We start from the raw sequence: 5,767 nt of genomic DNA, 5'->3' as shown, positions 1-5,767 counted from the left end.
AACTGATATATGCCTGGTAAATTGCATCATGGATTGCACTACACTGCTGGCGAATCTGGCTGAGAAACAGGAGTAGATCCTGGCTGATAATCTCATCAACCTGACCGTAATCGAGTTGAGCGCGAAGTCTTCCGGCCAGGCGCTCGGCACGTGCCGCATGGCGAGTGCCTGCAAACTGGCCAATTTGATCGAGACTTGTCTGCACCTGATCGGCAGCGAATCTGATTGAACGCGGACTTTCGGCATTAAGCAGAAGAAATTCGGCCACTCGCGCTGGCTGTACATCAGCAGTATAAACCTTGCAGTAGGCTTCGAACGCCGTACAGCATTTGAGAAGTGCGACCCAGTCGATGGCATCGATGACACCTTCATTGCATGTGAGGTAGGGTCGAAAGAAGACTTCGAGCAGAAGCGTGGTTGCCCAGATTCGTTCAAGGTAACGTCCCACCTGAATAAAGTGCCACCCTTCTCCGTGGTTCATCGTCGCATCGGTTATGCCCTGGATCAGGTGTAGTCGTTCTTTGATCATTTGATAAAACTCAACCGGCTCATCTTGCCAGATCTGCTCGATACTGGTCGAACGTACATTCAGATAAAGCTGATTGATATGCTCCCACATTTCCGAACTGATCTGTTCGCGTACCTGTCGGGCATTCTCGCGTGCTAATGTCATACAGGCAATGATCGAAGCCGGGTTGGTAGCATCGGTGGTAAGCAAACGAGTAATGATTTGCGGATCGTTTAAACTGTCGCCTGGCGGCTCGACATGCAAGGCAGCCAGCAGACGTCGCCAGCGTGGTGCGATGGCTTGAGGTGTCTGATCGAGAATTTGCGTTAGCCCTACCCCAATGACACGGGCAGTATGCTCGGTTCGTTCGAGGTAGCGACTCATCCAGAAGAGGCTGTCGGCAACCCTTGAAAGCATAGGTAGCACCTGTTAATATCTTTTTGCCCGACGTGGAAGAATCGGCGCTCGTTAGCTCATAGTGATGCGATTGTCACGTCAATATAAAACCCAGGTATCTTTACTCCCACCGCCTTGTGATGAATTGACGACCAGGGAACCACGTCGTAGAGCAACTCGGGTTAACCCACCTGGTACAATCGTTGTTCGCTCACCATCAAATAACACAAATGGCCGCAAATCAACGTGACGTGGTTCAATCACACCATTGACAAAACATGGTGCTCGTGAGAGTTGCAATGTCGGTTGCGCGATGTAGTTCCGGGGATTGGCACGAATCCGTTCGGCAAACTGTGCCTGTTCCTCACGAGTGCTGTGTGGCCCTATCAACATATCGTAACCACCCGACTCACCAACTGCCTTGACGACCAGTTCGTCAAGGTGTTCGAGCACATACGCTCGTTCATCAGGCCGATCACACAAGTAGGTTGGTACGTTCGGCAAGATCGGATCTTCGCCGAGATAGTAGCGAATAATAGCCGGCACGTAGGAATAGATAGCTTTATCATCAGCAACTCCGGTACCAATTGCATTTGCCAATACCACATTGCCGGCTCGATAGGCATTGAAGAGACCAGGTACCCCAAGAACCGAATCGGGGCGAAAGGTCATTGGATCGAGAAAGTCGTCATCGATCCGCCGATAGATAACATCTACTCGTTGGAGTCCCTTTGTCGTGCGCATGTAAATGATGTTATTATGCGCCAGCAAATCACGTCCTTCCACTAATTCAATGCCCATCTGCCGGGCGAGAAACGTATGCTCAAAGTACGCCGAATTGAACACTCCTGGTGTCAACAACACTATCGTCGGTTCAGGACGATGAGCGGGTGCTAGAGCACGCAACGTGGCAAGCAATACCTGGCCGTAGTGATCTATTGGCCGGACACCATACGCACTGAACAAGAGCGGAAGCGCTCGCTTCATTACGGTACGATTAGTCAGCATGTAGCTGACTCCACTTGGCACGCGCAGATTATCTTCGAGAACTACAAACTGACCATCGGGTAGCCGTACCAAATCGGTGCCAACAATTGCTGTATAAGCGCCACGTGGCACCGTCAAGCCGCGCATTTCTCGTCGATAATGGCGACAACTATACACCAGATGGCGGGGGATGATCCCATCACGCAAAATATATTCGTTATGGTACAAATCACGCAGAAATTCATTTAACGCGACGATACGCTGATGGAGACCACTTTCTATCTGTTGCCACTCAGTGGTGGTGAGAATCCTGGGCAGCAGATCGTATGGAAAGATCCGCTCAACACCTGCTTCATTGCTGTAAACTGTAAAGGTGATCCCTTGATTGAGAAAGGTCAGATCGGCGTACCGTTGCCGTTGTTGTAATTCATCTGGGCTGAGGCTGCACAGACGACGAGCCAGCTCAATGTATGCCGGTCGGATACTACCATCCGGGGCAAACATCTCGTCATAGGCGTTGGTGAGCGTATAGTTTTCAAACGGAGGTTGACCAATAACCGGATCCGTGGCTTCAGGCATAGTCGTCGCATCCACAATCATAACCTAACTGATGAGCGTTTACGCCCGGCGAGCCGTGGGCGACGTTGCCCGGTCGTCTTCTCTTGCCAGCGTGCATATTATGATAATGGTAACGCTTACCTCGATCTTCGTCAAACAGGTCTAAGTCATAACAATCTACTCTCGGTCACTTCACACGACCGAAATACCTTCTTTCAGTGAAAAGGGTTGTTCGCCAACAGTTAAAATAATAAACAATCGAACCGAGGGAATAACGTTGCTCCCTCGGTCGCCTATCGACAGCTCTGTATGTTCAACCAGGACTAATCACCCATTACTTCCTGTAAGGTTGGAGTAATCTGGCGCTTTTGCATATCTTCAGGCCTGACCCGGTGCACATTCCAGACTAACCCCAGCTTCTCCAGACCGCGAATGATGTAGGCCGAGACATCGATCTGCCACCAGTGCAAGCCGTGGAATGCCGAGCGTGGAAAGGCGTGGTGGTTGTTGTGCCAGCCCTCACCAAATGCGAGTAGACCGACGATAAAGTTGTTGCGACTGGCATCGCGTGTGTTGTAATCACGGCGGCCAAAGGTGTGGCAGATCGAATTAACACTCCAGGTAATGTGGTGAGTCAGGAAGATACGAACAAGTCCACCCCAAATCAGACCACTCCAACCGGCAATGAGAGTCGGGATCACGATACCGAGGGCTGCCCAGATGTACCAGGTTTTTGTTACCCAGACAATAGTTGGGTCTTTGGTAAGCCATTTACCGTACATTTCAATGTTGTGCTTGTGCGAGAAGAGCCAGCCGATATGCGAATGCCAGAGACCTTCGAGGGGGCTGTGCGGATCTTCTTCATCATCAGAGTGAGCGTGATGCTGAATATGGGTGGAAGCCCAAGAGGTCGGATCGCCTTCGAGCGCCATACAACCCATAATTAAAAATAGGGCCTTGAGCGGTCGACTAGTCTCAAAACTCTTGTGGGTAAGCATCCGGTGAAAACCGATGGTAATCCCTAAACCGGATATAACATAGAATACAATCATCAACGTTACATCGAGCCAATCAACGTATCGTTGCCAAAGCATCACCATCGCGTAGATTGTACCCAGGAAGGGAAGCACGACAATCAGCAAGACAACAAATTTTTCGAGCGGCGACTTTTCCAGTTTTGGTTCGGTAGCAGGAACGGTGCGAGCCATAGGTTATCTACTCCTTGAACGAAATGAGTTGTCTGTCACAAGAATAGGGGAAGAGCACCAGAAAGAGAAGTAGCGAACGGCTAAACCTGGGTCACGATCTGGCGTAAGCGGGGATGACTGGAGTAATGGGTCTGGCATGGCGATGAGATAGAGAAGACTGACGGCAGACAGTTTTCACATTGACCAAGACTGCCTTCAGCCGGGTAAGGTATGCTCCTCGTAAGAGAGTATCTGAATATTCCCTCGATACCCGTTGCCGCACGATAGGGACAAGTTGAAAACCCACGGCGTACTCATGCGCTAGCCGATGCCTTCCCGTCGCGCACGTGCATGGAGACGTGGAAGCTCCCTCACCCCCTTGCCCTTTTCCGCTCCCATCTGGAGTGAGGAAGGAGAAGGTGAGTCGTGTACACTGGGGACAGACCTGCTGACCAACTCTTCACCTCTTCGCCACGGAAGACGAGGGAGAGGGTGCGATGGGGGAATCTATTCCCTCCACCAATTTGCAATCTTTTCCAACCTGTGGTATACTCCCAACGTGTTGAGCGGGTTGGCCCCATCGTCTAGCGGCCCAGGACGCCACCCTCTCAAGGTGGAGATCGCGGGTTCGAATCCCGCTGGGGTCACCAGGGCCCGTCGTCTAGCGGTTAGGATGCCACCCTGTCAAGGTGGAGGTCGCGGGTTCGAATCCCGTCGGGCCCGCCAAATGAGGCGGAAGCAAAGACAGCCAGAATGTTCTGGCTGTCTTTGTGTTTACAAGGAGGGCGGGAAGAGTGGGTACGTATGATTGGCAGAGCCAGCGGCCTAACCCATCCACAGCTTCCTACGCCGACGCTCGTCTTCTATAGGGCGTTTCAGCGTTTTCATCTTGACTGGCAGCGTTGAGGAACAGAAAGAGGAAAGCGAAACGAGTGCCGCAGGAGCAGCTTTCTGTTCCAACAGTGCTCTGCGGTCAGGCCGTCCGTTCTCTCACCGATGATGCCCGTTACCGACTTGGTATTGCCGCAGCATGGACGTCCCCTCACCTTCCCCTGGCCCCTTCCTTACCCACGCGGCGAGAGGAAGGGTAAATGCGTTACGCTGTGCAGTTCGGCTGCTCGCAGCCGGTAATTGAACGGGGGAAGTGCTGCATTGCAGCGTTCGGCTGCTCTCACCTGGTGAGTGGAGGGTGTGGAGGAGAGAAGTCCTCCCTCTCCGCTCACCGACGATGCCCGTTCATGCGTTGGGAGGGGCGGATGCTCAGGCAAACAGAGAGGATAGTGTGATCCCGAAACGGGCACACGTTGCCACACAACGCAGGTTCGCAATCTCATCATGCGGGTGTGAATGAAATCTGCTGGCGAACACGACCAAGAGCCGATCCGAATAATCGTATCACGGTACGGCGGATGAAACCTGATCATAGATGTACGGGCGCAGCGGCGCTGCGCCCCAATTGATCTTCTTCTGCGACAGGGTACTTCAGATAGGCTCTTAGTAACCTTCGATAGACATCGTTAATGTTCGTGAAATACATCTATTGCAGCCAACAACTGCACATCACCGATGTTCGCCAGTTCGGCTGCGCTCAAATTACGGACTTCAGACGGGGTTACAATGGGCGCTTCGAGGGGTTGTCCAACGATACGATCCGGCGTAATTCCTTTCCCCCGAATCTGACGGCCAGTTGGGGTACGCCACTCTTGCGTACCAAGCAAGAGTTGAGCGCCGTTCGCAAGGCGGAAGGGCGTTAGAACGGTACCGGTACCGACCGTCGTTTCACCAACCAACACTGCCCGACCAGCATCTTGCAAAGCTCCGGCGAGAATCTCGGCTGCACTGGCCGAACCACTGTTGATCAACACGACCAGCGGCATATCCTGGGCGATCCCGGCAGTCCGAGTCGTGTTGACGCGCTGACTGCCGTCTCGACTCCGTTCGATCAGCACCGGTGTCTCCGCCGGTAAGAACTCACCGGCAACCTTCAGTAAGACGCTGAGTAAACCACCGGGGTTATTCCGCAGGTCAAGGATTAGCCGCTCGGCACCTGCTGCTTTCGCCTCTGCGAGGGCGGTGCGTAAGCCATCAACAGCCTGTTCGTCGAACGACGTGATCCGGATCAATGCAATCT

The 5,767-nt window shown here is 52.8% G+C and carries 4 protein-coding genes and 2 tRNA genes; 2 read left to right on the top strand and 4 right to left on the bottom strand.

Annotation, left to right across the window (positions count from 1 at the left end; all coding sequences use genetic code 11):
• The 3 genes from JE47_RS0119315 to JE47_RS0119305 all read right to left on the bottom strand — a co-directional run.
• Nucleotides 1-925: alpha-E domain-containing protein (locus JE47_RS0119315; protein WP_031461317.1), on the bottom strand; the 925-nt coding region annotated here is incomplete at its 3' end.
• Nucleotides 926-1,003: 78 nt separating this feature from the next.
• The gene (locus tag JE47_RS0119310; RefSeq protein ID WP_031461316.1) at nt 1,004-2,470 is read right to left on the bottom strand and encodes a circularly permuted type 2 ATP-grasp protein; all 1,467 of its coding nucleotides are present in this window, start codon (nt 2,468-2,470) and stop codon (nt 1,004-1,006) included.
• A gap of 302 nt (nt 2,471-2,772) precedes the next feature.
• On the bottom strand, nt 2,773-3,657 hold the full coding sequence (locus JE47_RS0119305) for an acyl-CoA desaturase (RefSeq protein ID WP_031461315.1): 885 nt from the start codon (nt 3,655-3,657) through the stop codon (nt 2,773-2,775).
• A gap of 552 nt (nt 3,658-4,209) precedes the next feature.
• Between JE47_RS0119305 and JE47_RS0119300 the strand changes: the two genes are divergently transcribed.
• Together JE47_RS0119300 and JE47_RS0119295 are read left to right on the top strand one after the other, a co-directional pair.
• Nucleotides 4,210-4,286, top strand: a tRNA-Glu gene (locus tag JE47_RS0119300).
• A tRNA-Asp gene (locus tag JE47_RS0119295) sits at nt 4,287-4,362 on the top strand.
• Nucleotides 4,363-5,153: 791 nt separating this feature from the next.
• On the opposite strand, the gene JE47_RS0119290 is transcribed toward JE47_RS0119295, so the two are convergent.
• Nucleotides 5,154-5,767, bottom strand: a 614-nt coding sequence (locus tag JE47_RS0119290; RefSeq protein ID WP_035420053.1) for a S41 family peptidase, incomplete at its 5' end; no start/stop codon positions are given.

The organism is Chloroflexus sp. MS-G (genome assembly GCF_000735195.1).
Lineage (GTDB): Bacteria > Chloroflexota > Chloroflexia > Chloroflexales > Chloroflexaceae > Chloroflexus.
This window is presented reverse-complemented; position numbering and strand designations above follow the sequence as displayed.

What these genes read in the sequence shown, in the direction of transcription:
- JE47_RS0119310 (WP_031461316.1), bottom strand. Translation starts at nt 2,470, where the DNA reads ATGCCTGAAGCCACGGATCCGGTTATTGGTCAACCTCCGTTTGAAAAC.
- JE47_RS0119305 (WP_031461315.1), bottom strand. Translation starts at nt 3,657, where the DNA reads ATGGCTCGCACCGTTCCTGCTACCGAACCAAAACTGGAAAAGTCGCCG.